Origin of the sequence: Pseudomonas mediterranea CFBP 5447 (assembly GCF_000774145.1) — a bacterium.
Taxonomy (GTDB): Bacteria; Pseudomonadota; Gammaproteobacteria; order Pseudomonadales; family Pseudomonadaceae; genus Aquipseudomonas; species Aquipseudomonas mediterranea.
In genome coordinates, this window is the sequence record NZ_KN322966.1 from 220,278 (window position 1) to 244,021 (window position 23,744).

Here is a 23,744-nt window from a genome sequence, read left to right on the forward strand (position 1 = left end):
TGGGACCGCGTTGCTCCCATCGCGAGCAGGCTCGCTCCCACAATGGATTTGCGGTGATCAGAAGATTTTCTAACACCACAATCCTGTGGGAGCGAGCCTGCTCGCGATAGGACCGACGCGGTCTACAGCCGTGAACTCACCGCCCAAACCGCCCCGGCCAACCAATGATGGTCTTCGGCCGAGGCGTCGCATAGGTGCGCACCTTCGAAGTCGACAGCCCCAACCGCACCAACGATTCGGCAATGGTCACCGCCGCCGTCACCCCATCGACCACCGGCACCCCGGTGCGTTGGCGGATCTGTTCATCGAGCCCGGCCATGCCGCCACAGCCCAGGCAGATGACTTCGGCCTTGTCCTGGCTGACTGCCAGTTCGGCCTGGCGGACGATGGCCTCGACCGCCCGCTGCGGGTCTTCCTCCAGCTCCAGCACCGCCAGGCCACTGGCCCGCACCGAGGCGCAGCGGTCGTACAGGCCAGACAGCTTGAGACGGTCTTCGATCAGCGGCACGGTGCGGTCCAGGGTGGTGACCACCGAATAGGCATGGCCTAGGAACATGGCGGTGCTGGCGCCGGCGTCGGTGATGTCCACCACCGGGACATCGAGCAGCTCCTGCAGACCTTCGCGGCCATGTTCGCCGTAGCCGGCCTGGATCACCGCGTCGAACGGTTGGTCGTAGGACATCACCCGATCCATCACGGCGATGGCGGCCAGGTAACTTTCGAAATTGCCTTCAACGGAGTCGGCACCGAAATGCGGTGTGAGCCCGACGATTTCGGTGCCGGGTGCGGCCACGGCCTGGGCTTGCCGGGCGATGGCCTCGGTGATGGATTCGGTGGTGTTGACGTTGACCACGAGAATTCGCATGAGCAGTTTCCTTTAACGCAGAAAAAAACGGCGGCCCGGATCGGCGGGCCGCCTTGAACGATCAATGGCTGACGTTATCCACAGCGATGGATTCACCGCTGACGTCCTCGTAATACGCCTGGCGCTTGGCGATGATCAGGTACAGCAGGCCGGCAATCGAGGCGCCGATCAGCCAGGAGAACGGTGAAACGCTGTCGAAGCCCGGCACCAGCGCCAGGACGATCGCGATCAACGCCGCCGGAATGAATGCCGCCACGGCCCGCAGGTTGACCCCGTTGTTGTAGAAGTACGCACCGTTCGGGTCCTCGCTGTACAACTGCGGCACGTTGATGCGGCCTTTTCGCAGCAGCCAGTAGTCGACCATGATCACGCCGTACAGCGGGCCGAGCAGGGCACCGAGGCCGGAAAGGAAGTACACGATCACCAGCGGGCTGTTATAGAGGTTCCATGGCAGGATCAGCACGGCGATGGCGGCGCTGATCAACCCGGCGCGGCGGAAGTTCAGGTACTTGGGCGCCAGGTTGCTGAGCACGAAGGCCGGGGCGACGAAGTTGGCCATGATGTTCACCGCCACGGTGACGATCAGGAACGCCAGGCAGCCGAGCACCAGGAAAAAGGTGTTAGGGATCGAGGCGATGACCTGGGTCGGGCTCTCGATGATCTGTCCGTTGATCTGGAACTGCGCACCGCACAGCAGGACGGTGATGGCGGCAAACACCAGGATATTCACCGGCAGCCCCCAGAAGTTGCCGACGATGATGGTCCGACGGCACGGCGAAGAGCGGGCGAAGTCACAGAAGTTGAGCACCAGCGTGCCGTAGATCGCCAGCCATAGCGCACCGCCGGCGAAGATATTGCGCCACATCTCACCGCCCGTCAGCGGTTCGCGGATCGACCAGGCAATGGTTGCGTCGGCCTGGGTGTACATCCATCCGGCCAGAGCCGCGACGGTCACCAGAATCACCGGCCCGGCGAAGCCTTCGTAACGGCGCACCGTTTCCATGCCGTAGGCCAGGATCAGCAGTTGCACGAACCAGATCGCCACGAAACACACCCAGCCCAGGCTCGACAGGCCAAGGATCGAGTTGTGGTCGTAGTCGGCGAAGCCTGGATGAATCGCCGTCAACAACACTCGGAAAACCACCGATGCGAGGTAGGTCTGGATACCAAACCAGGCGATGGCGATGACGGCCCTGATCAATGCGGGAATCTGCGCACCGTGGATGCCGAAGCTGATCCGGCTGATCACCGGGAACGGCACCCCGGTCTTCTGGCCCATGTAGCCGGACAGGTTCATGAAACCGTATACCAGGGCCGCGCCGATGCCCAGGGACAGGAGGATCTGCCAGCCACCCAGGCCCAGTGCATAGAGGCCGATGGCGAAGGAGTAGTTGGCGATGTTGTGTACGTCGTTGGTCCACAGGGCAAAGATGCTGTAACGACCCCAGCGTCGGCCTTCGGCCTTGGTCGGTGCCAGGTCCTTGTTGTGCAGCCTCGGGCTCAAGGCCAGGATGGCGGTGCTTTGATCATCGAAAGCAGTGGTGGGTGAGGGTAGATCCAGCGCGATATTGTTGGAGAGACTTGTACGCATTCCGGCAGGCTCCTGATTCTCGGCGCAGCGATGACTGTGCATGAGCGCGGGGCTCGGCAATCTTCGTCGCGGCGCGGCAAGCATCATTGGTGATGGGGCATCTGCAGCCTGTACGGGATAGGGCGCTTCAGGCTTGCGGATCTAAAGTGTGTGTATGTTTTATTTGGTTTGTATACAAAACACTTGTCGTCTCAAGCCAGATTTGTGCCAGGCAAAGATCTAACAGAAGCAACCTTGATTTCGAATAGTTATCAACTTTTTATAAGTCTATGAAATTTGGCACTTATAAATTGACCGTTTGAACAGGTATTTATTTTCTGAAGATTGGAAACAGAGACGCGATAGGCCGCGAGAGAAACGCAGCGGTGTAACTTTTCGGTGCATTGCCTGAAGAAGTGCACACAAAAAATGCCACCTGAAGTGACATTTTTGTGTACAGAAAACTCGACTACGTATCAGGTCTTGGATTTGCTGATGATGTTGCCGGCGTGCAGGCCGCATTCCTTCTGCGTGGCTTCTTCCCACCACCAGCGGCCTTCGCGTTCGTGCTGGTTCGGCAATACCGGACGGGTGCAGGGCTCGCAGCCGATGCTGATGAAGCCGCGCTCATGCAGGCTGTTGTAGGGCAGCTCCAGCATGCGGATGTAGCCCCAGACTTCCTCGCTGGTCATCTGCGACAGCGGGTTGAATTTGTACAGGGTACGTTCCGGCGTGGAGAACGCCGTGTCGATTTCCAGCACGGCCACCTGGCTGCGAGTGCCTGGGCTCTGGTCGCGGCGCTGGCCGGTGGCCCAGGCGCGAACGTCGGACAGCTTGCGGCGCAGCGGCTCGATCTTGCGGATGCCGCAGCACTCGCCATGACCGTCCTTGTAGAAACTGAACAGACCCTTTTCCTTCACAAAGGGCTCCAGTTTCGTAGGGTCCGGTGAGATCAGTTCGATGTCGATCTTGTAGTGCTCGCGGACCTGATCGATGAACCGATAGGTTTCCGGATGCAGGCGACCGGTGTCGAGGCTGAACACCTTGACGTTCTTGTTCAGCTTCCAGGCCATGTCCACCAGCACCACATCCTCGGCGCCGCTGAAAGATATCCACAGGTCATCGCCGAATTCGGCGAAGGCCAGCTTGAGGATGTCTTGTGGAGACTTGTTGGCATAGGTCGTGGCGAGTTCCACGACGTCAAACGATGGGCTCATCAGGCGGTTTCCTACAGGTCGGTGGCGCTGCGCGCTCTATAGGACGCTGATGGTAACAAAACCGGCCGGGGCTGGCGCGTTCCTGTGCGTTGCGGCTAGAGTCGGCAGGCCTTTTGTTCACTCAACCGATAAACATCAGAAAATGGGAGTGTCTTGTGGAAATTGCCTGTCTCGACCTGGAAGGTGTGCTGGTCCCGGAAATCTGGATCGCCTTCGCCGAAAAAACCGGGATTGAATCCCTCAGGGCAACCACTCGGGACATTCCCGACTACGACGTGCTGATGAAGCAGCGGTTGCGCATCCTCGACGAGCATGGCCTCAAGCTCTCCGACATCCAGGAAGTCATTGCCACGCTCAAGCCGCTGGACGGCGCCATCGAGTTCGTCGACTGGCTGCGCGAGCGCTTCCAGGTGGTGATTCTTTCCGACACGTTCTACGAATTTTCCCAACCCTTGATGCGCCAACTGGGTTTCCCGACTTTGCTTTGCCATCGTCTGATCACGGATGAAGGCGGGCGGGTGACGGGCTATCAACTGCGTCAGAAAGATCCCAAGAGACAGTCGGTCCTGGCCTTCAAGAGCCTCTACTACCGGGTGATTGCTGCGGGGGATTCCTACAACGACACCACCATGCTGGGCGAAGCCGACGCCGGCATCCTGTTCCATGCGCCGGACAATGTGATCCGGGAATTCCCGCAGTTCCCGGCGGTGCACAGCTTTGCCGAGTTGAAACAGGAATTCCTCAAGGCCTCGACTCGTAACCTGAGCTTGTAAAACTATCCCCTGTGGGAGCGAGCCTGCTCGCGATAGCGTTGGTTCAGTTGCATTGATCTTGACTGACACGACGCTATCGCGAGCAGGCTCGCTCCCACAGGGGAAGTTGTGCGGTGGTTAGAGACTCTGCAAGGTATCGAGCAGCACTTTGACCTTGGTGATCGACTCCTGATACTCCGCCTGCCAGTCCGAATCCGCGACAATCCCGCCGCCGCCCCAGCAACAGACCTGTCCATCCTTGACCAGCAAGCTGCGGATGGCGATGGAGCTGTCCATTTCCCCGCGCACGTCCAGGTACAGCAACGAGCCGCAATACAGCCCGCGCCGGGTCGGTTCGAGTTCGTCGATGATCTGCATGGCACGGATCTTCGGGGCGCCGGTGATGGAGCCGCCGGGGAAGCTGCCGGCGATCAGGTCCAGGGCATCCTTGCCGTCGGCCAGTTCGCCGGTCACGCTGCTGACCAGGTGATGCACGTTCGGGTAGCTTTCCAGGCTGAACAGTTCCGGCACGCGCACCGAGCCGGTCCGGCAGGTGCGGCCCAGGTCGTTGCGCAGCAGGTCGACGATCATCAGGTTTTCCGCGCGGTCCTTGGGGCTGGCCAACAGTTCGGCGGCGTGAGCCGCGTCTTCGCTGGGCGATGTGCCCCGCGGTCGGGTGCCCTTGATCGGGCGTGTTTCCACATGGCTTTCGCTGACTTTAACGAAGCGTTCCGGCGACAGGCTTAGCACCGCACCACCGTCGGGCAGGCTCTGGAAGCCGGAAAACGGCGTCGGGCATGCCGCGCGCAGCGCCTGATAGGCGGCCCAGGCATCCCCCCGGCAGGGCGCCCGGAAGCGCTGAGCAAAGTTGACTTGGTAACAATCGCCGGCCTGGATATAACCGTGGATCCGTTCGATGGCCTGCCGATACTCATCGGCGCTGAGGTCGGGAGCCATCGGGCTTTCAAGTCTGAAGTCGGTCTCTGCTGCGGGAGCTGGCTGGCTGAACAGCGCGATCAGGCGCTGGCGCTCGCTGTCGCGGCAATGCGGGTGGAACACCAGTTGGCTGGTGCCGGTCTGGTGGTCGCTGACCAGCGCCCAGTCGTACACGCCGAAACGGGCATCGGGCAGTTGCAGGTCGTCTTTGGCGTGGGAGGGCAGGGCTTCGAGGTGCCGGCCGAAGTCATAGCTCAGGTAGCCGATCAGACCACCGGCGAAAGGCAATTGCAGCGTGCCCGGTAATACAGCATGCCCCAACTGCGTCAGTTGAGCGCGCAAACGTTGCAGGAAATCGGCACCGCTCTCTTCCGGTAGCACCGCCAGTTGTTCCAGCGGCCAGGCACTGAGCAAATCATAACGTCCGCGTTCGGCGCTTGGCCGGCCGCTGTCGAGCAGCACGCTTCCCGGGGCATGACGAATCGCCGCGAAATACTCGGCGGGGTTGGCGCGGTAGGGTAATGGGTGTACGGAACAGGTCGGCATGGGCGGGGTGGGTCGGCCATTGAGGCGGGGGGGCGATTGTAATCCCTGTGTAGGATTTGCTCCTAGAGGGATGTCGGAGATGGGCAAGTCCGGGGTTTTGAGCTACCTGCAGGTATGAGCTTTTGTGGCGAGGGGATTTATCCCCGCTGGGGTGCGAAGCAGCCCTAAATCCTGGCACGTCGGTGTATCAGACAGATTGAGCTAACTTTGTTGGGGCTGCTGCGCAACCCAGCGGGGATAAATCCCCTCGCCACAGGTTTTCTATTAAGCCGCTTAAGTGCTCAACCCTCAACCGGCGGAATATGCCCAAACAACTCCTGGGCAAACGCCACCCGCTCCTCCACGGTTTCGACGACACCCCGCGCCTTTAATTCCTCCAGGTGCGCTTCCACGGCGTGGGTGCGCAGGGTCAGGCCGCAGTCGTTGGCGATCTGGATGTTCAGCCCCGGTCGGGCGTTCAGCTCCAGGATCAACGGGCCTTTTTCCTGGTCCAGCACCATGTCCACGCCGATGTAGCCCAGTCCGCACAGCTCATAGCAGCCGGCGGCCAATTTCATGAAACCGTCCCAGTAGGGCAGTTGCACGCCATCCACCGCGTTGGTGGTGTCGGGGTGTTTGGCGATGATGTTGTTCAGCCAGGTGCCGCGCAGTGTCAGGCCGGTGGCAAGGTCCACACCCACACCGATGGCGCCTTGGTGCAGGTTGGCCTTGCCGCCGGATTGGCGGGTCGGCAGGCGCAGCATGGCCATCACCGGATAGCCCATCAGCACGATGATGCGGATGTCCGGCACGCCTTCGTAGCTGATGCTCTTGAAGATCTGGTCCGGCACCACGCGGTATTCGATCAGCGCCCGGTCGCGGTGTCCGCCCAAGGAGTACAGGCCGGTGAGGATGCTGGAAATATGGTGCTCGATTTCCTCGTGGCTGATGATCTTGCCGGACACGGTGCGATAGCGGCCTTCGAAGCGGTCGGCAATCACGATGATGCCGTCGCCACCGGCGCCTTGGGCGGGCTTGATCACGAAGTCGGTGCGCCCGCCGATGATCCCGTCGAGTTTGTCGATCTCCTTTTCGGTGGAGATGATCCCGTACAGTTCCGGTACGTGAATGCCGGCGGCGATGGCCCGTTCCTTGGTGATGATCTTGTCATCGACGATGGGGTACAGGCTGCGCTTGTTGTACTTGAGCACGTAGTCGGCATTGCGCCGGTTGATGCCCATGATGCCCCGGGCTTCCAGGGCCTTCCAGGTTTTCCAGAAACCGAACATTACGAGTCAGCCTTGAGGAAGGCCTTGAACCGCACCAGCTCGGTCAGGCGGTAGCCGCGATAGCGACCCATGGCCAGCATGAAGCCCACCAGGATCAGCAGGATCGCCGGGAAAGTGAAGACGAAATACACCAGCTCCGGCACGCTCATGATCAGGTGCGCCAGGGATGCGGCGAACAGGGTGCCGATGGCGACCTTCATGGCATGGCCGCCGCCGCGTTCTTCCCAGGTGATGGACAGCCGTTCGATGGTCATGGTCAGGATCACCATCGGGAACAGGGCCACCGACAGGCCACGTTCCAGGCCCAGCTTGTGGCTGAACAGGCTGATGGCGGCGATCAGCACCACCACGAACGTCAGCACCACCGAAAGCCTCGGCAGCATCTGCAACTTGAGGTGTTCCAGGTAGGAGCGCAGTGACAGGCCCAGGGCCGTGATCACCGTGAACAGGACGATCCCGAAGCCCAGCTGGGTTTCGCGGAAAGCCAGGGCAATCAGCACCGGGGTAAAGGTCCCCAGGGTCTGCAGGCCGACCAGGTTGCGCAGGACCAGGATCACCAGCACGCCGATGGGGATCATCACCATGATCATGAATGTCTGCTGGGTTTGCAGGGGCAGGCCGTAGAGCGAATATTCGAGGAAGTTGGCGTCGGTGTTTTCGTCCGTCAGCTTGGCCAGGCGAATGGCGTTCATCTCGCTGTTGTTCATGCTGAAGGTGACGGTGGCTTTCTTGCCACCATCGACGGTGATCAGGTTTTCATCGCCGGTCCACCACAGCAGGCGGTCGGTGGGCAGGCCCTGTTCGCCGGTGTCCGGGTTGAAGTACAGCCAGTCGGTGCCGTTGAAGCTGCGTAGCCACAGTTCCGGTGTCTGCGGCTGGTCGGCCACCAGGCGGATGGTGTGGACCTTTTCCACCGGCACGTGGGCGATGGACAGCACCAGTTCGACGATTCTGGCCTTGTTGCTCGAAGACGGGTCGCCGGCCAGCAGCAGTTTGACGTTGTCGTCGTTGAGGTTGTTGACCCGCTTGATGGCTTCGCTGATGAAGGTCTCGACGTCGGCCGAGTGCTGGCGGATCGGCGCGAGCAAGGCCTCGGCGGCGATCTTCTCCGGGCCTTCGATGGCGATGCTGTCGCGGAAGGTCGGTCCCTTGACCTTGGTTTTTTCGGCGCTGTAGCGCTTGGTCAGCACCAGGCGGTAATAGAGGGTCTGGTTGCCCTTGGCCCGGCGGGCCGACCACGTCACCTTGCGGTTGCCGTCGATCCGGTTCACCGCTACGCCGTAATTGTTGGAAATGAAGCTCTCGTTGAGGCTGACATAGTCGCGGCTCAGCGGCGGCACGAACATCTGGATCTTCACCGGGTCCTTGGCGTTGGGCACGAACTCGACCTTGGCGTCGATGTTCCACAGGTCGTCCGTGGCGTCTTCGGTCACCGGGATGCCGAGCACGAAAATCTGATAGGCCGTCACCGACAGGCCCAGCACCACCAGGATGGCGATCAGCATTTTCAAATGGAGGGTAAGGGAGCGCATTGGAAATTACTCTGCGGTAAGAGCGGCAGTGGTGCAGGCGGGTTTGCCGGCAGCGTATTTGAGACTGGGGTCGACCAGTGCGTCGAAGCGCTTGAGCGCCTCGGAACCGATCAGCAACGGGTATTGGAAGGCGCTACGGTCGGTCAGGTTCACTTCGATGCTGCGCAGGGCCGAGCCCATGCAGATATCCAGTTCGATGACCGGCCGGGCCGTGTATTTCTTGCCTTCTTCCGGGTCGTAGTCACCGGCGCGGCGTTTGATCTTGCTGACCCGGGCCAGCGGGCGTTCGATGGGGTGCGAATGGGCCGCGTCGATGGCGAGGTAGAAGCGCACCCAGGATTCGCCATTGCGTTTGAAGCGCTTGATATCGCGGGCACTGAGGGAGGCGGTCTTGGCGCCGGTGTCCAGCTTGGCGGCCACCTCCAGGTCGATGCCCTGCAGCGCTGCGTATTCGTTGAGGCCGTACACGGTCTTTTCACCCGCTGCGGCGAGTCCCGGCAGGCACATGAAGCAGAGGACAGCGGATAAGGGCTTGAATGTCATAGATCCTGGTGCACGGCGTTCCGTTTATCGGTTCAGGCCCTGGCATTACTGCACAAGCTCCTTCGGTAGCCTTCTCTCTATATAGAAGAGCAGGAGAGCGGCCAACAGCGGCGGCATTCTAGCACGGTGGTTTTCTGACGCCACCGCCGACCGGACGTTGCAAACCCGGCCAAGAGGCGGTTGTGTAGAAGGTGTTTATCAGAAGATTGTCGACAATGTTATTTTTTGTTTTGACGTATACGTGCTGATTGGGTAGTTTTTGCCATATTGATTCTAAAGGTGTCGACAATATGCTCGATCAGCTCGAAGCGCCGGTGCCGGCCCAGGACGATTCGGAAACCCTTTCCGAAAACGTCTTCCGGCGTATCCAGGCCGCCATCGTCAAAGGCGAGATCGCTCCTGGCAGCAAGATCTCCGAGCCCGAGCTGGCCCGCACCTACGGCATCAGCCGGGGCCCGTTGCGCGAAGCCATCCATCGCCTGGAAGGCCAGCGCCTGCTGGTACGGGTGCCGCATGTCGGTGCCCGAGTGGTGTCCCTCAGCCATGCCGAGTTGCTGGAGCTCTACGAAATCCGCGAGTCCCTGGAGGGCATGGCCTGCCGCCTGGCGGCTGAGCGCATGACCCAGGCGGAAATCGACGAACTGCGCCAGGTCCTGGAAACCCACGAGCGCGACGCGGCGTTCCAGGCCGGGGTCGGTTACTACCAACAGGAAGGCGATTTCGACTTCCATTACCGGATCATCCAGGGCAGCGGCAACCGCACCCTGACGCAAATGCTCTGCGGCGAGTTGTATCAACTGGTGCGCATGTACCGCATCCAGTTTTCCACCACGCCCAACCGTCCGCGCCAGGCCTTTGCCGAGCACCACCGGATTCTCGATGCCATCGCCGACCGTGACGGCGAACTGGCTGAATTATTGATGCGCCGGCACATCGGCGCCTCCAAACGCAACATCGCGCGCCATTTCCAGGACAGCGCCGCCACTGAACGAGGTGAGTCATGAGTTCCAGCAAGAGCACGCCAGGCCAGCGATTCCGCGACGCGGTCGCCAGCGAACACCCGTTGCAGGTGGTCGGCACGATCAACGCCAACCATGCGTTGCTGGCCAAGCGCGCCGGCTTCAAGGCGATCTACCTGTCGGGCGGTGGCGTGGCGGCCGGTTCCCTCGGCGTGCCGGACCTGGGCATCACCGGCCTGGATGACGTGCTGACCGATGTGCGGCGGATCACCGACGTGTGCGACCTGCCGTTGCTGGTGGACGTGGACACCGGTTTCGGTTCCTCGGCATTCAACGTGGCCCGCACCGTCAAGTCGATGAGCAAGTTCGGCGCGGCGGCGATCCACATCGAAGACCAGGTCGGCGCCAAGCGTTGCGGCCATCGGCCGAACAAGGAAGTCGTCTCGCAGCAGGAAATGGTCGACCGTATCAAGGCGGCCGTCGATGCCCGTACCGACGACAGCTTCGTGATCATGGCCCGCACCGATGCCTTGGCAGTGGAAGGCCTGGAGTCCGCGCTGGACCGTGCGGCCGCCTGTATCGAGGCCGGTGCCGACATGATCTTCCCCGAAGCGATTACCGAACTGGAGATGTACAAGCTGTTCGCCAGCCGCGTGAAGGCGCCGATCCTGGCCAACATCACCGAGTTCGGCGCGACACCGCTCTACACCACCGAACAACTGGCCGGTGCCGACGTGTCCCTGGTGCTGTATCCGTTGTCGGCGTTCCGCGCCATGAACAAGGCCGCCGAAAACGTCTACACCGCGATCCGGCGCGACGGCACGCAACAGAATGTCATCGACACCATGCAGACCCGCATGGAGCTCTACGATCGCATCGATTACCACACCTTCGAGCAGAAGCTCGATGCGTTGTTCGCTGCGAAGAAGTAAGTCGCGATCCCTAACAAATCCAAGATTGGAGACAGCAAATGGCCGAAGCAAAAGTACTCAGTGGCGCCGGGCTCCGTGGCCAGGTAGCCGGGCAAACCGCCTTGTCCACCGTGGGCCAGTCCGGTGCTGGCCTGACCTATCGCGGCTATGACGTTCGCGACCTGGCGGCTGATGCGCAATTCGAAGAAGTGGCCTATCTGTTGCTGTACGGCGAGCTGCCGACCCAGGCACAACTGGATGGCTATGTCCGCAAATTGCGTCAATTGCGCGATCTGCCCCAGGCCCTGAAGGAAGTGCTGGAGCGCATCCCCGCCGACGCCCATCCGATGGACGTGATGCGCACCGGTTGCTCGTTCCTCGGCAACCTGGAACCCGAGGCAAGCTTTGCCGAACAGCACGACAAGACCGACCGCCTGCTCGCTGCGTTCCCGGCGATCATGTGCTACTGGTATCGTTTCAGCCACCAGGGCCAGCGCATCGAATGCGTGACCGACGAAGCGTCCATCGGCGGCCATTTCCTGCACCTGTTGCATGGCAAGAAACCGAGCGAGCTGCACGTCAAGGTGATGAACGTGTCGCTGATCCTCTACGCCGAGCATGAATTCAACGCCTCGACCTTCACCGCCCGCGTCTGTGCCTCGACCCTGTCGGACCTGTTTTCCTGCATCACTGCGGCGATCGGCTCGCTGCGCGGCCCATTGCATGGCGGCGCCAACGAAGCGGCCATGGAAATGATCGAACGCTTCGACTCGCCGGAAGCGGCGATCAAGGGCACCCTGGCAATGCTGGAGCGCAAGGATAAGATCATGGGCTTCGGTCACGCGATCTATAAGGACAACGACCCGCGCAACGAGGTGATCAAGGGCTGGTCGAAAAAACTCGCCGATGAAGTGGGCGACACTGTGCTGTTCCCGGTTTCCGAAGCCATCGACAAGACCATGTGGGAACAGAAGAAACTGTTCCCCAACGCCGACTTCTACCATGCCTCGGCGTACCACTTCATGGGCATCCCGACCAAGCTGTTCACGCCGATCTTTGTCTGCTCGCGCCTGACCGGCTGGGCCGCCCACGTGTTCGAACAACGCGCCAACAACCGCATCATCCGCCCGAGCGCCGAATACACCGGCGTCGAACAGCGCAAGTTCGTGCCAATCGAACAACGCTGAGCTGGAGGGGTTTAACCGCCGGTACTGAAGAAACCGGAACCCTGTGGGAGCGAGCCTGCTCGCGATAGCGCCGGGTCAGCGACATCATTGTTGGCTGACCCACCACAATCGCGAGCAAGCCCGCTCCCACAGGAGAACAGGTTCACTTCAATGGCTGCGCCAGCCCCTCCTGAATCCACCGTGACCGAGTCCTGACGATGAACACAGAATTTCGCAAACCGCTGTCCGGCACTTCGCTGGATTATTTCGACGTTCGCGGTGCCGTGGATGCGATCCGCCCCGGCGCCTACGACGGCCTGCCGTACACTTCGCGCGTGCTGGCGGAAAACCTGGTGCGTCGCTGCGACCCGGCCACCCTGGGCGAGTCGCTGCTGCAACTGATCGAGCGCAAGCGCGACCTGGACTTCCCATGGTTCCCGGCCCGGGTGGTCTGCCATGACATTCTCGGCCAGACCGCCCTGGTGGACCTGGCCGGTCTGCGCGACGCCATCGCCCAGCAGGGCGGCGACCCAGCCCAAGTCAACCCGGTGGTGCCGACCCAACTGATCGTCGACCATTCCCTGGCAGTTGAAAGCGCCGGCTCCGACCCTCAGGCATTCGCCAAGAATCGTGCGATTGAAGACCGCCGCAACGAAGACCGCTTCCACTTCATCAACTGGACCAAAAAGGCCTTCAAGAACGTCGACGTGATTCCGCCGGGCAATGGGATCATGCACCAGATCAACCTGGAAAAAATGTCCCCGGTGATCCAGCAACGGGACGGCGTGGCCTTCCCCGACACCTGCGTGGGCACCGACAGCCATACGCCCCATGTCGATGCCTTGGGCGTGATCGCTATCGGCGTTGGTGGACTGGAAGCCGAGAGTGTCATGCTCGGCCGCGCGTCATGGATGCGCCTGCCGGAAATCGTCGGCGTCGAGCTGACCGGCAAGTTGCAACCGGGCATCACGGCCACCGACATGGTGCTGGCGTTGACCGAGTTCCTGCGCAAGCAGAAGGTCGTTGGCGCCTGGCTGGAGTTTTTCGGTGAAGGCGCCCAGGCGCTGACCCTGGGCGACCGCGCCACCATTTCCAACATGGCCCCGGAATACGGCGCCACGGCGGCGATGTTCTACATCGACCAGCAGACCATCGACTACCTGAAGCTCACGGGTCGCGAAGACGCGCAGGTGCAATTGGTGGAAACCTATGCCCGGCAAGTGGGCCTGTGGGCCGACAGCCTCAAGGGGGCGCAATACGAGCGTGGCCTGACCTTCGACCTGTCCTCGGTGGTGCGCAACATGGCCGGGCCGAGCAACCCCCATGCCCGCGTCGCGACCGCCGATCTGGCGGCCAACGGCATCGCCGGACAATGGACCGAGGTACCGGGGCAGATGCCCGACGGCGCGGTGATCATCGCCGCCATCACCAGTTGCACCAACACCAGCAACCCGCGCAACGTCATTGCCGCTGGCCTCCTGGCGCGCAATGCCAATCGCCTGGGGCTGGTCCGCAAGCCGTGGGTCAAGTCGTCCCTGGCACCGGGTTCGAAAACCGTGGCGCTGTACCTGGATGAAGCCGGCCTGACCAAGGAACTGGAGCAATTGGGCTTTGGCGTGGTGGCCTTCGCCTGTACCACCTGCAACGGCATGTCCGGCGCGCTGGACCCGGCGATTCAGCAGGAAATCATCGACCGCGACCTGTACGCCACTGCCGTGCTGTCGGGTAACCGCAACTTCGATGGCCGTATCCATCCGTACGCCAAGCAGGCGTTCCTCGCTTCGCCGCCCTTGGTGGTGGCCTACGCCATCGCCGGGACCATCCGTTTCGATATCGAGAAGGATGTGCTGGGCGTGGTCGACGGTCGGGAAATCCGTCTCAAGGACATCTGGCCGAGCGACGAGGAAATCGAAGCCGTGGTCAAGGCCGCGGTGAAGCCGGAGCAGTTCCGTCAGGTGTACATCCCGATGTTCGCCATCCAGGAAGACACCGGGCCGAAAGTCACGCCGCTGTACGACTGGCGCCCGCAAAGCACCTACATCCGCCGTCCGCCGTACTGGGAAGGGGCGCTGGCGGGAGCGCGGCCGCTCAAGGGCATGCGCCCGCTGGCGGTGCTGCCGGACAACATCACCACCGACCACCTGTCGCCGTCCAACGCGATCATGCTGGACAGCGCCGCCGGCGAATACCTGGCGAAGATGGGCCTGCCGGAAGAGGACTTCAACTCCTACGCCACGCACCGGGGCGACCATTTGACCGCCCAGCGCGCCACCTTCGCCAACCCGAAACTGTTCAACGAAATGGTCCAGGAAAACGGCAAGGTCAAGCAGGGTTCCCTGGCACGGGTCGAGCCCGAAGGCAAGGTGATGCGCATGTGGGAAGCCATCGAAACCTACATGGAACGCAAGCAGCCGCTGATCATCATTGCCGGTGCCGACTACGGCCAGGGCTCCTCCCGGGACTGGGCGGCCAAGGGCGTGCGCCTGGCCGGTGTCGAGGCGATTGTCGCCGAAGGCTTCGAGCGCATCCATCGCACCAACCTGGTGGGCATGGGCGTGTTGCCACTGGAGTTCAAGCCCGGTACCAATCGCAAGACCCTGGGCATCGATGGCAGCGAAATCTATGACGTGATTGGCGAGCGCACCCCGCGTGCGACCCTGACCCTGGTCATCACTCGCAAGAACGGTGAGCGCGTTGAGGTGCCGGTGACCTGCCGTCTCGATACGGCTGAAGAGGTGTCGATTTATGAAGCGGGTGGCGTGTTGCAGCGCTTTGCCCAGGATTTCCTTGAATCGGCGGTTGTCGTTTAAATCCCACGATAAGGAGTAGGTGCTTCATGGCTCATGCACCACGCTTTTCACCACAGATCAGAATCCCCGCCACCTACATGCGCGGGGGCACCAGCAAGGGCGTGTTCTTCAATCTGACGGACCTGCCCGAAGCCGCCCGTGTCCCCGGCGCGGCGCGCGATGCCTTGCTGCTGCGAGTCATCGGCAGTCCCGATCCATACGAGAAACAGATCGACGGCATGGGCGGCGCCACGTCCAGCACCAGCAAGACGGTGATCCTGTCCAAGAGCAACCGGGCCGACCACGACGTCGATTACCTGTTCGGCCAGGTCTCCATCGACAAGCCGTTCGTGGACTGGAGCGGCAACTGCGGCAACCTGTCGGCGGCGGTGGGTTCGTTTGCCATCAGCAGTGGCTTGGTGGAGGCCGGCCGCCTTCCACAAAACGGTGTGGCCGTGGTGCGGATCTGGCAGGCCAACATCGGCAAGACCATCATCGCTCATGTGCCGATGACCGATGGCGCGGTGCAGGAAACCGGTGATTTCGAACTCGACGGGGTGACTTTCCCGGCGGCAGAAGTACAGCTGGAATTCATGGATCCGGCGGCCGAGGAAGAAGGCGGAGGCGGTTCGATGTTTCCCACCGGCAACCTGGTGGACGACCTGGAAGTGCCTGGCGTCGGTACGCTCAAGGCAACCCTGATCAACGCCGGGATCCCGACGATCTTCATCAATGCGCAGGATATCGGCTATACCGGCACCGAGCTGCAGGGTGCCATCAACGGCGACCCAAAGGCCCTGGCGATGTTCGAGACCATCCGCGCCCACGGCGCCCTGCGCATGGGCCTGATCAAGCAACTCGACGAAGCCGCCCAGCGCCAGCACACGCCGAAAGTGGCGTTTGTCGCGCCACCGGCGGACTACGTTTCATCGAGTGGCAAAGCCGTAGCGGCAGCGGACGTCGACTTGCTGGTGCGGGCGCTGTCCATGGGCAAGCTCCACCACGCCATGATGGGCACCGCCGCCGTCGCCATCGGCACCGCGGCAGCCATTTCCGGCACCCTGGTGAACCTGGCCGCCGGCGGTACCGAGCGCAACGCCGTGCGCTTCGGCCATCCGTCCGGCACCTTGCGCGTCGGCGCCGAGGCCAGCCAGGCCAACGGTGAATGGACGGTGACCAAAGCCATCATGAGTCGCAGCGCGCGGGTGTTGATGGAAGGGTTCGTGCGGGTACCGGCAGACACGTTCTGACCCGCCGCAGGGATCTGGATTGAATCATTGTGGGAGCGAGCCTGCTCGCGATAGCGTCGGGTCAGCCGCATCGTTGTTGACTGATGCACCGCTATCGCGAGCAGGCTCGCTCCCACAAGGTTGTGGTTTGACTGATCGAGGTAGTTCAGCCCTGTTGAAACATCTCCCTGGCCCGTTGCTCGATCTGTTCCTGAGTCAGATCCTCCTTGTGCGTGGCCAGGAACCACACATGCCCATAAGGATCCTTCAAGCTGCCGGAGCGATCGCCATAAAACTGATCCTTGACCTCGGCAATCACCGTGCCGCCGGCGGCAATCGCCTGGGCAAACATGCGGTCCACATCCTCGACATATAAATGCAGGCCTACTGACGGCGATTGGTCCGGATTGCGCAGCGGGCCTTGATCGCAGGGTGTGCCGAGCATGATCGGGCTGCCGCCGATCCGCAGCTCGGCATGACCGATGCCTCCGTCAGGCATTGCCAGGCGCATCACTTCAGTGGCATTGAAGGCTTTTTTGTAGAACTCGATGGCTTCGGCGGCTTTATGAATGCCCAGGTAGGGCGTAACGCTGTGGAAACCTTCGGGAATGGCTTTGACGCCCATGACGTTTCTCCTTTTTTGTATCGGGCGAAGAGCGGCTTCGTCGATTTGCGCCCATTCACTATAGGCCAGCGATTTCGAGTCGACCCAGGTCCCGACGAACGCCTTACGACTCGTCCAGCAAATGCGCGCCCGGTCCACGCTCGCCCAACGCGTCGCCTTGGTTACGCAGCGGGCAAGCCTCCATCGACAGGCAACCGCAGCCAATACAACCGTTCAGTCGGTCGCGCAACGCGATCAATTGGCTGATGCGTCTATCCAGGTCCTGGCTCCATTGCGCCGACAAGACCTGCCAATCGGCAGCGGTTGGAGCGCGGTTGTCCGGCAGGGTCTTCAACGCCGCGCCGATCTCCGCCAAGGGAATGCCCAGGCGCTGGGCAACCTTGATCAGTGCCACGCGCCGCAACACCCCTCTTGGATAGCGGCGTTGGTTGCCTTGGTTGCGGGTACTTTTGATCAGCCCCTTGGCTTCATAGAAGTGCAGGGCGGTGACGGCCACGCCGCTGCGGGCGGCCACTTGGCCAACGGTGAGTTCTTTGTGGATATCTATCTGCGCCATAGCGGATTCATTGCTTGACCTTGACTTAAGTAGAGGTTTTACGCTGCACGCCTTCGGATCGCAAGATTCCCTTTACGTGTATCGAGGACCTCTCATGCAATCACCAAGGAACAATCGCAGCTTCACCCAACTGATCGAATTCGACATCGAGCCTTACTGGCAGCAGGCGCTGATTACCGCCCTGTCGGAGCAGACCGAGCACTTGGCGCGGGAGCATCAGGGCTTTCTGAGTGCCAGCATCCAGGTCAGCGAGGACGGCAGGCGTGTACTCAATTATTTGCAATGGCAAACCCGGGAAGCGGGGGAGGCGGCGTTCCGACGGTTTGAAAGTGGTGAGCAGGATTTCTGGGGGCTGATCCAGGCCCACCGAGCCAAAGCTGTAACCTTTGGTTCGTTCCAGGTGATCCGCAGCATCGAACGCAGCTCGGATAATGCGCTGCAATGTCAGCTGTTTGGTTGAGGGGAATGAGGAATCCGGAGGGGCGATACCCACTATCAAAAGGGTTGATTTCTGCCGTACAGGGCCGGCGGGTAGCCTTTATTCATCGCCCCACGACACCGGACACTCGTCATGAATCGTATCCTTGCCGTTTCCCTGCTGTTAGTCGCCACCGTATTGAGCGGTTGCGCCACCTCGTCGCCTGAACTGCGCCCGTACACCGCCGAAGAAACCCGCGAACTGGCCCTTGAAGCCCTGAATCGCCGGGGCCTGTCGTTCGATGAGTACCACGCGAAAAAAGCCGAGCTGCTTGGCCCGTCGCAGAAAAACAGTGGTTTCGACGATCGCGGTGAAATGAGCGCCGGCCAACCCGTGCAACTGCCCGGAAAGCCAAGCTGAGAGACTGTACCGCCGGAAGTTTTACCCAACTGTCCATGGGTTTGCGACAGGACCAAGAGTAGGGTCATCACCTGACCACACGACGGACTGACCGCCATGACCCTTTCGCTGGATCTGCTGCTGGGCTTCGCCCTGTTTGCCCTTGTCACCTCGATCACACCGGGCCCCAACAACACCATGTTGCTGGCTTCGGGCGTGAATTTCGGCTTCAACCGCACCATCCCTCATATGCTGGGCATCAGCTGTGGTTTCTTTGTCCTGGTGCTGGCGGTGGGCTTTGGCCTGGGCGCGGTGTTCCAGGCGTATCCGCTGCTGTACACCGTACTGCGCTACGTTGGCGCGGCGTACCTGTTGTACCTGGCGTGGAAAATTGCCCACTCCGGCCCGGTCTCCGAGAGCGAATCAGGGAAACGCACGCCAATCAGCTACTGGGGCGCCGCGGCATTCCAATGGGTCAATCCCAAGGCCTGGATCATGGCCATCGGCGCCATCAGCACCTACACGCCGCTGCAAGGCTACTTTTTCAATGTGGTGGTGATCGCGGCCGTGTTCGCCCTGATCAACCTGCCCAGTGTCAGCCTGTGGGTGGTCTGCGGCAGCCTGTTGCGCAACCTGCTGCGTGATCATCGCTGGCTGCGTCTGTTCAACTGGGGAATGGCGCTGTTGCTAGTGGCCTCGCTGTATCCGTTATTGCTCGAAAGCATGAGATGAGGGGCTGAGCTTCGACTGGATGCCTGCTAAGCTCGCTGTTCAGGAGCGTTCCTACGCACTTTTAAACGAAGTCTCACTTCTTTAAGGTTGATCGGGTAGTAACCTCGAACCCAACGAGAGCGCTCGATCCCGGAACAGGCTCTGCGAGTTTTCCATGAATAAACGTCCTTTATATTTCGATTACGCCGCCACTACGCCGGTGGATGAGCGGGTCATCCAGGTCATGGTCGAATGCCTGGGTTTCGACGGCAACTTCGGCAACCCGGCCTCCAGCTCCCATGCCTTCGGACAGGAAGCCCGGCGCTCGGTGGAGCGGGCGCGTCAGCAGGTGGCGCAGTTGGTGGGGGCACAGGCGCAGCAGATCGTCTGGACTTCCGGCGCCACCGAATCCAACAACCTGGCCCTCAAGGGGGTGGCCCAGGCGCGCGGGGTGTCCGGCGGTCATGTCATCACCAGCCTGATCGAGCACAAGGCGATTCTCGACACGGCCCGGCAGCTCGAAGAGAGCGGCGTCGCGGTGACCTGGCTGGCTCCGGATGCCGATGGCCTGATCAGTCCGCACGCTGTCCGCGAAGCCTTGCGCGAGGACACCTTCCTGGTGTCGCTGATGCTGGTGAACAACGAGCTGGGCACCGTCAATGACGTTGCGGCCATCGGCGAGCTTGTCCGGGGGCACGGCGCGTTGTTCCATGTGGATGCTGCCCAGGGCGCGGGCAAGGTGAGGATTGACCTGGCCCATTGGCCGGTGGACCTGATGTCCTTTTCCGCGCACAAGCTCTACGGCCCCAAAGGCATCGGCGCGCTCTACGTCGGCGAGCGTGCCCGACCGCGCCTGTCGGCGCAGATCCATGGGGGCGGGCATGAGGGTGGTTTTCGCTCGGGCACCCTGGCGACTCACCAGATCGCGGCCATGGGCGCGGCTTTCGAGCTGGCGGCCCAGTCGTTCGACGACGAACTCGACAAAATCGCCCGTTTGCGCAATCGTTTGCTGGAGCCGTTGCTGGCCCTGCCCGGTGTATGCATCAACGGCAGTGCGACCCAGCGCATTCCCCACACGTTGAGCCTGACGTTCCATGAAGGTGAGTTCAACCCGGCCGCATTGGGTGCTTCCCTTGCATTTTCCGCCACGTCAGCCTGCAATTCGGCGAACAACACACCGTCCCATGTGCTGTTGGCCTTGGGGCACGATGCTCGCGCGGCAGGGCGGACCATTCGCCTGAGCCTGGGGCGCTTCACCCGTGAACAGGATATCGACGAGGCCGTGCGGCTGATCAAGGCCGCCTGCGTCGCGGCGCCGGCATTCTGGGCCAGTACCCCCTGAGCCGGTTGCCTGGGCCTCGAACCATAATATTGATAGACAGGAGAGACGATGAGTACCGAGCCTTTGACCCATGGACTGGTTCCCCAGCGCCTGGCGCGAATCCGCCAACTGATGAGCCGGGAGGGTATCCATGCGCTGCTGGTGCCGTCGGCTGATCCGCATCTGTCGGAGTACCTGCCGCGCTATTGGCAGGGGCGGCAGTGGTTATCGGGCTTCCATGGCTCGGTCGGGACCTTGATCGTGACGAAGGACTTCGCCGGGGTCTGGGCCGACAGTCGTTATTGGGAACAGGCCACCCAGGAACTGAAGGGCAGTGGCATTGAATTGGTCAAGCTCATTCCTGGCCAACCCGGTCCCCTGGACTGGCTGGCCGAACAGACGCCCGAAGGTGGGGTGGTCGCGGTCGATGGCGCGGTAATGGCTATGGCGTCGGCCCGAACCTTGGGCAGCAAGCTCGCGGAGCGAGGCGCGCGTTTGCGCACCGACATCGATCTGCTGAATGAGGCCTGGTCCGATCGTCCAGGCCTGCCCGATCAGCCGGTATACGCACACCTTCCACCCCAGGCGACTGTCAGCCGGGTCGAGAAACTCGCCAAGCTGCGTGAAACCCTCAAGGCGCGTGGCGCCGACTGGCACTTCATCGCCACGCTGGACGACATTGCCTGGTTGTTCAACCTGCGCGGCGCGGATGTGTCGTTCAATCCCGTGTTCGTCTCGTTTGCCTTGATCAGCCAGCAGCAGGCAACCTTGTTCGTGGCCCTGGACAAGGTCGATGGTCCGTTGCGTGCGGTCCTCGAGCAGGACGGCGTAACCCTGCGTGATTACAGCGAAGCAGCGAGCGCGTTACGTGATGTGCCGGGTGGCGCGAGCCTGCTGGTCGATCCGGCCCGGGTCACGGTCGGTTTGCTGGATAACCTGGGCAGTAACGTGAAGCTGGTGGAAGGGCTCAATCCGACGACGCTGGCCAAATCCTGCAAGAGCCTGGCCGACGCCGAGCATATCCGTCGCGCGATGGAGCAGGATGGCGCAGCACTCTGTGAGTTTTTCGCCTGGTTGGAAAGTGCCTGGGGTCGCGAGCGCATCACTGAACTGACCATCGATGAACACCTGACTGCGGCTCGCAAACGCCGGCCGGATTTTGTTTCCCTGAGCTTCAACACCATTGCTGCTTTCAACGCCAACGGTGCGATGCCCCATTACCACGCCACGGAGGAAGCCCATGCGGTCATCGAGGGTGATGGGTTGTTGTTGATCGATTCCGGGGGCCAATACCTGGGCGGCACCACGGACATTACCCGCATGGTGTCGGTTGGAACGCCCAATGCTGAGCAGAAGCGTGACTGCACGCGTGTGCTCAAGGGAGTGATTGCCTTGTCCAGGGCTCGATTCCCGCGTGGCATTCTGTCGCCGCTGCTGGATGCCATCGCACGGGCACCGATCTGGGCCGAACAGGTGGATTACGGACATGGTACCGGTCACGGCGTCGGTTATTTCCTGAATGTCCACGAGGGACCGCAGGTCATCGCCTATCAGGCGGCTCCCACGCCGCAGACCGCCATGCAGCCTGGCATGATTACCTCCATCGAGCCGGGGACTTATCGTCCGGGACGCTGGGGTGTGCGCATCGAGAACCTGGCCTTGAACCGCGAGGCGGGGAGCAGCGAGTTCGGTGAATTCCTTGAGTTTGAAACCCTGACCCTGTGTCCGATCGACACGCGTTGCCTGGAGCCATCGTTGCTGACCCAGGATGAAAAGGCCTGGCTCAATGCCTACCATGCCGAGGTTCAGCGCCGGTTGAGCCCGTTGTTGGACGGCGCGGCACTGCAGTGGTTGAAGGACCGGACAGCGGCAATCTGATGTCGGCATCAGCCGGGGCGGTAAATCCGCCCCATCCGATATTCGGGTTGCCGTTTACTTGCAGATGACGATCATGCTGCGGCTGGTGTAGCCGGCGGGATTGAGTCCGAAAGGGTAATCCCCTGGCTCTTCGACCGCGTCCCCCGACTTGGCGATGATCTTGTAGTTCTTGGGGGCGCATGAGTTGGCGGCACTCGCGGCGCATTGGTCCCAGGACGATGTCAGGCCGGAGCAATTGATGTGCAGAGCTTTCTTGCCGCGTTTGACTTCAGTTTTCGTTGTCGCCGCGCATCCCGCAACTGCAAGTACGGCGACCAATATCAAGATTCGTTTCATTCCCGTCCTTAACGCCGTCGTGGATCTCTGTCCACGTATGACTACATTCGCTTGCGCTTGAAGCGTTCGTGACGTCCTGTATGAAAAATTCCATGTTTGACATTGGGTTACGGACCTAAACATGGCCTAAATGCGCGGCAAATGCCAGAGCTTCGTTAAATCCTGCCTCAATCAGCCGCAATCGCGGGCTTTACGGCGTTATTCAGCGTCAGGGTTGCACCGATTGACGCAAGAATGATGCAGGCAATCGCCATCCATTGGGCCAGTGACAGGTACTCTTGGAGGAATACGAACCCTGACAGGGCGGCGACGGCGGGTTCGACGCTCATCAGGGTGCCGAAGGTGCGGGCAGGCAGGCGGGTCAAGGCGATCATTTCCAGGGTATAGGGCAGGGCCGTGGAGAGAATGGCGACGCCAATGGCGACTGGAATCAGGCTCGGTGTCAGCAGCGTGGCCCCGGCGTGGACGATGCCGATAGGGGCTACGAACAGGGCTGCAATTACCACTCCGAGCGCGGCGGTTTGTACGCCGTTGTCTGCCCCGGCTTTCTGACCAAACAGAATATAGAGCGCCCAGCACACGCCCGCGCCCAATGCGTAGCCGGCGCCGACTGGGTCGATGCCGGCGGTGGTGGCCCCCGTCGGTATCAGCAGGAGCAGACCGGTGACTGCCAGGGCAATCCAAAGGAAGTCGATTGCCCGGCGCGAATTATAAATAGCCACCGCCAGAGGGCCGGTAAATTCCAACGCCACGGCGATTCCCAGCGGCGTCGTGCGGACTGACATATAGAAGAGGAAGTTCATGCCACCCAGTGCCATCCCGTAGACAACCACGGTGCGCAAGGACTGGGCTGTCAGCTTGGCGCGCCAGGGACGCAGTAGCAACAGCATGATGATGCTGGCAAAAATGAGTCGTAACGTCGTCGTGCCTTGGGCACCGATTACCGGGAACATACTTTTGGCCAGGGACGCTCCAGACTGGATGGATGCCATGGCGATTAGAAGCAGGGCAACCGGGTACAAAGTGGCGGCCAGGCTGCGATGTGAGGAGTTCATTACGGAGGCTTGTCCAGGGTAAGGGCAGGGGAAAGTGATTGTGTTGAGCAATATACTGCGCACTTTGAGTGACAGCGTCTATATATAAGACGGATTTCATTTACCGGATGTCGCTTATGGATAGAAAAGCGTAATTAAGGGTTGACGGCAGATTCTGAGTCT

22 protein-coding genes are annotated in these 23,744 nt (G+C 61.3%); 11 read left to right on the forward strand and 11 right to left on the reverse strand.

The genetic code is table 11. The annotated features are described in order from the left end of the window. Window positions 1-136: 136 nt before the first annotated feature. The 3 genes from N005_RS02880 to N005_RS02890 form a co-directional block, all read right to left on the reverse strand. Window positions 137-865, reverse strand: a complete 729-nt coding sequence (locus N005_RS02880; RefSeq protein ID WP_041021375.1) for an aspartate/glutamate racemase family protein — start codon at window positions 863-865, stop codon at window positions 137-139. A gap of 61 nt (window positions 866-926) precedes the next feature. Then, the gene (locus N005_RS02885) at window positions 927-2,456 is read right to left on the reverse strand and encodes an NCS1 family nucleobase:cation symporter-1 (RefSeq protein ID WP_047699221.1); all 1,530 of its coding nucleotides are present in this window, start codon (window positions 2,454-2,456) and stop codon (window positions 927-929) included. Window positions 2,457-2,911: 455 nt separating this feature from the next. Further along, complete coding sequence (locus N005_RS02890; protein WP_047699223.1) at window positions 2,912-3,652, reverse strand: phosphoadenylyl-sulfate reductase; 741 nt, start codon at window positions 3,650-3,652, stop codon at window positions 2,912-2,914. Window positions 3,653-3,807: 155 nt separating this feature from the next. Between N005_RS02890 and thrH the strand changes: the two genes are divergently transcribed. Continuing rightward, window positions 3,808-4,425, forward strand: coding sequence for a bifunctional phosphoserine phosphatase/homoserine phosphotransferase ThrH (thrH, locus tag N005_RS02895; RefSeq protein WP_047699225.1), 618 nt, complete (start codon window positions 3,808-3,810; stop codon window positions 4,423-4,425). A gap of 117 nt (window positions 4,426-4,542) precedes the next feature. On the opposite strand, the gene pabB is transcribed toward thrH, so the two are convergent. The 4 genes from pabB to rloA all read right to left on the reverse strand — a co-directional run bounded on the left by pabB (window position 4,543) and on the right by rloA (window position 9,229). After that, window positions 4,543-5,886 carry an aminodeoxychorismate synthase component I gene (gene pabB, locus N005_RS02900; protein ID WP_047699227.1) on the reverse strand — a complete coding sequence of 448 codons (1,344 nt, stop codon included), beginning with the start codon at window positions 5,884-5,886 and terminating at the stop codon, window positions 4,543-4,545. A 281-nt stretch (window positions 5,887-6,167) separates the two neighbouring features. Further along, a complete protein-coding gene (locus tag N005_RS02905) occupies window positions 6,168-7,154 on the reverse strand; it encodes an alpha-L-glutamate ligase-like protein (protein WP_047699229.1) in 987 nt (328 codons plus the stop codon). Further along, window positions 7,154-8,686: an osmotic stress tolerance membrane protein RloB gene (gene rloB / locus N005_RS02910; RefSeq protein ID WP_047699231.1), complete on the reverse strand. Its 1,533-nt coding sequence runs from the start codon at window positions 8,684-8,686 to the stop codon at window positions 7,154-7,156. The genes N005_RS02905 and rloB overlap by 1 nt, the downstream gene beginning before the upstream one ends. Window positions 8,687-8,692: 6 nt before the next feature. Further along, window positions 8,693-9,229, reverse strand: a complete 537-nt coding sequence (rloA, locus tag N005_RS02915; protein ID WP_047699233.1) for a retropepsin-like aspartic peptidase RloA — start codon at window positions 9,227-9,229, stop codon at window positions 8,693-8,695. A 290-nt stretch (window positions 9,230-9,519) separates the two neighbouring features. Here rloA and N005_RS02920 point away from each other — a divergent pair, with 290 nt between their 5' ends. The 5 genes from N005_RS02920 to prpF all read left to right on the forward strand — a co-directional run bounded on the left by N005_RS02920 (window position 9,520) and on the right by prpF (window position 16,304). Then, window positions 9,520-10,233, forward strand: coding sequence for a GntR family transcriptional regulator (locus tag N005_RS02920; protein ID WP_047699235.1), 714 nt, complete (start codon window positions 9,520-9,522; stop codon window positions 10,231-10,233). Beyond that, window positions 10,230-11,120, forward strand: coding sequence for a methylisocitrate lyase (prpB, locus tag N005_RS02925; RefSeq protein ID WP_047699237.1), 891 nt, complete (start codon window positions 10,230-10,232; stop codon window positions 11,118-11,120). Before N005_RS02920 ends, prpB begins: the two co-directional genes overlap by 4 nt. A gap of 38 nt (window positions 11,121-11,158) precedes the next feature. Next, window positions 11,159-12,286: a bifunctional 2-methylcitrate synthase/citrate synthase gene (prpC, locus tag N005_RS02930; RefSeq protein ID WP_047699239.1), complete on the forward strand. Its 1,128-nt coding sequence runs from the start codon at window positions 11,159-11,161 to the stop codon at window positions 12,284-12,286. A 197-nt stretch (window positions 12,287-12,483) separates the two neighbouring features. After that, complete coding sequence (gene acnD / locus N005_RS02935; RefSeq protein ID WP_047699241.1) at window positions 12,484-15,075, forward strand: Fe/S-dependent 2-methylisocitrate dehydratase AcnD; 2,592 nt, start codon at window positions 12,484-12,486, stop codon at window positions 15,073-15,075. A gap of 26 nt (window positions 15,076-15,101) precedes the next feature. Continuing rightward, window positions 15,102-16,304, forward strand: coding sequence for a 2-methylaconitate cis-trans isomerase PrpF (gene prpF, locus N005_RS02940; RefSeq protein WP_047699243.1), 1,203 nt, complete (start codon window positions 15,102-15,104; stop codon window positions 16,302-16,304). Between the two features lie 145 nt (window positions 16,305-16,449). Here the strand turns inward: prpF and N005_RS02945 are convergent, their stop codons facing one another. After that, entirely contained in the window at window positions 16,450-16,908 is a 459-nt protein-coding gene (locus N005_RS02945; RefSeq protein WP_047699245.1) for a VOC family protein, read from the reverse strand. 103 nt (window positions 16,909-17,011) lie between these two features. Beyond that, complete coding sequence (gene soxR, locus N005_RS02950) at window positions 17,012-17,464, reverse strand: redox-sensitive transcriptional activator SoxR (protein ID WP_047699248.1); 453 nt, start codon at window positions 17,462-17,464, stop codon at window positions 17,012-17,014. 94 nt (window positions 17,465-17,558) lie between these two features. On the opposite strand from soxR, the gene N005_RS02955 reads away from it, so the two are divergent. From N005_RS02955 to N005_RS02975, 5 genes are all read left to right on the forward strand, one after another. Then, window positions 17,559-17,924, forward strand: coding sequence for an antibiotic biosynthesis monooxygenase (locus N005_RS02955; RefSeq protein WP_047699250.1), 366 nt, complete (start codon window positions 17,559-17,561; stop codon window positions 17,922-17,924). Between the two features lie 111 nt (window positions 17,925-18,035). After that, entirely contained in the window at window positions 18,036-18,302 is a 267-nt protein-coding gene (locus N005_RS02960) for a lipoprotein (RefSeq protein ID WP_047699252.1), read from the forward strand. A 96-nt stretch (window positions 18,303-18,398) separates the two neighbouring features. Next, window positions 18,399-19,013, forward strand: a complete 615-nt coding sequence (locus N005_RS02965; protein WP_047699254.1) for a LysE family translocator — start codon at window positions 18,399-18,401, stop codon at window positions 19,011-19,013. 154 nt (window positions 19,014-19,167) lie between these two features. Beyond that, window positions 19,168-20,334 (forward strand): cysteine desulfurase family protein, encoded by a 1,167-nt coding sequence (locus tag N005_RS02970; protein WP_047699256.1) that lies wholly within the window; start codon window positions 19,168-19,170, stop codon window positions 20,332-20,334. Between the two features lie 48 nt (window positions 20,335-20,382). After that, the gene (locus N005_RS02975; protein WP_047699258.1) at window positions 20,383-22,191 is read left to right on the forward strand and encodes an aminopeptidase P family protein; all 1,809 of its coding nucleotides are present in this window, start codon (window positions 20,383-20,385) and stop codon (window positions 22,189-22,191) included. A 54-nt stretch (window positions 22,192-22,245) separates the two neighbouring features. Here N005_RS02975 and N005_RS02980 read toward each other — a convergent pair whose 3' ends face one another. Further along, the gene (locus N005_RS02980; RefSeq protein ID WP_047699259.1) at window positions 22,246-22,527 is read right to left on the reverse strand and encodes a hypothetical protein; all 282 of its coding nucleotides are present in this window, start codon (window positions 22,525-22,527) and stop codon (window positions 22,246-22,248) included. A 167-nt stretch (window positions 22,528-22,694) separates the two neighbouring features. Next, window positions 22,695-23,582, reverse strand: a complete 888-nt coding sequence (gene rhtA, locus N005_RS02985) for a threonine/homoserine exporter RhtA (protein ID WP_047699261.1) — start codon at window positions 23,580-23,582, stop codon at window positions 22,695-22,697. Window positions 23,583-23,744: the final 162 nt, after the last annotated feature.

Excerpts from the sequence above, each read along its gene's own strand:
- prpF (WP_047699243.1), top strand. The coding sequence starts at position 15,102 with ATGGCTCATGCACCACGCTTTTCACCACAGATCAGAATCCCCGCCACC.
- N005_RS02960 (WP_047699252.1), top strand. The coding sequence starts at position 18,036 with ATGAATCGTATCCTTGCCGTTTCCCTGCTGTTAGTCGCCACCGTATTG.
- pabB (WP_047699227.1), bottom strand. The coding sequence starts at position 5,886 with ATGCCGACCTGTTCCGTACACCCATTACCCTACCGCGCCAACCCCGCC.
- N005_RS02955 (WP_047699250.1), top strand. The coding sequence starts at position 17,559 with ATGCAATCACCAAGGAACAATCGCAGCTTCACCCAACTGATCGAATTC.
- rhtA (WP_047699261.1), bottom strand. The coding sequence starts at position 23,582 with ATGAACTCCTCACATCGCAGCCTGGCCGCCACTTTGTACCCGGTTGCC.
- N005_RS02890 (WP_047699223.1), bottom strand. The coding sequence starts at position 3,652 with ATGAGCCCATCGTTTGACGTCGTGGAACTCGCCACGACCTATGCCAAC.
- N005_RS02970 (WP_047699256.1), top strand. The coding sequence starts at position 19,168 with ATGAATAAACGTCCTTTATATTTCGATTACGCCGCCACTACGCCGGTG.
- N005_RS02885 (WP_047699221.1), bottom strand. The coding sequence starts at position 2,456 with ATGCGTACAAGTCTCTCCAACAATATCGCGCTGGATCTACCCTCACCC.
- N005_RS02975 (WP_047699258.1), top strand. The coding sequence starts at position 20,383 with ATGAGTACCGAGCCTTTGACCCATGGACTGGTTCCCCAGCGCCTGGCG.
- N005_RS02965 (WP_047699254.1), top strand. The coding sequence starts at position 18,399 with ATGACCCTTTCGCTGGATCTGCTGCTGGGCTTCGCCCTGTTTGCCCTT.
- rloA (WP_047699233.1), bottom strand. The coding sequence starts at position 9,229 with ATGACATTCAAGCCCTTATCCGCTGTCCTCTGCTTCATGTGCCTGCCG.
- soxR (WP_047699248.1), bottom strand. The coding sequence starts at position 17,464 with ATGGCGCAGATAGATATCCACAAAGAACTCACCGTTGGCCAAGTGGCC.
- N005_RS02920 (WP_047699235.1), top strand. The coding sequence starts at position 9,520 with ATGCTCGATCAGCTCGAAGCGCCGGTGCCGGCCCAGGACGATTCGGAA.
- N005_RS02880 (WP_041021375.1), bottom strand. The coding sequence starts at position 865 with ATGCGAATTCTCGTGGTCAACGTCAACACCACCGAATCCATCACCGAG.
- acnD (WP_047699241.1), top strand. The coding sequence starts at position 12,484 with ATGAACACAGAATTTCGCAAACCGCTGTCCGGCACTTCGCTGGATTAT.
- N005_RS02945 (WP_047699245.1), bottom strand. The coding sequence starts at position 16,908 with ATGGGCGTCAAAGCCATTCCCGAAGGTTTCCACAGCGTTACGCCCTAC.
- rloB (WP_047699231.1), bottom strand. The coding sequence starts at position 8,686 with ATGCGCTCCCTTACCCTCCATTTGAAAATGCTGATCGCCATCCTGGTG.
- prpB (WP_047699237.1), top strand. The coding sequence starts at position 10,230 with ATGAGTTCCAGCAAGAGCACGCCAGGCCAGCGATTCCGCGACGCGGTC.
- N005_RS02980 (WP_047699259.1), bottom strand. The coding sequence starts at position 22,527 with ATGAAACGAATCTTGATATTGGTCGCCGTACTTGCAGTTGCGGGATGC.
- prpC (WP_047699239.1), top strand. The coding sequence starts at position 11,159 with ATGGCCGAAGCAAAAGTACTCAGTGGCGCCGGGCTCCGTGGCCAGGTA.
- N005_RS02905 (WP_047699229.1), bottom strand. The coding sequence starts at position 7,154 with ATGTTCGGTTTCTGGAAAACCTGGAAGGCCCTGGAAGCCCGGGGCATC.